Genomic DNA, 307 nt, shown 5'->3' on the forward strand with positions numbered 1-307 from the left:
GCGGGTGATGAGAATCGAACTCACGACATCAGCTTGGAAGGCTGAGGTTTTACCACTAAACTACACCCGCATATTAATTGATTTTATATAACATATTTCAATAACGCACTACCCTGTCTCTTCCTCTTCTAGTATTTCTTAGAAGAAAATGCGTCGAGACAACTCGCAGCTAATTCGGCAGAAGTTTTGCTCGTGGCTGAGGTTTTACCACTAAACTAACCCGCATATTAATTCATGGTCGGGAAGACAGGATTTGAACCTGCGACCCCCTGGTCCCAAACCAGGTGCTCTACCAAGCTGAGCCACT

1 tRNA gene is annotated in these 307 nt (G+C 45.0%); it reads right to left on the reverse strand.

Annotation, left to right across the window (positions count from 1 at the left end):
• Positions 1–70: transfer RNA gene (locus SAY88_RS24860), tRNA-Gly, on the reverse strand.
• Positions 71–307: the final 237 nt, after the last annotated feature.

The sequence above is a fragment of the Halalkalibacter flavus genome (assembly GCF_036663575.1).
Taxonomy (GTDB): Bacteria; Bacillota; Bacilli; order Bacillales; family Bacillaceae_D; genus Halalkalibacter; species Halalkalibacter flavus.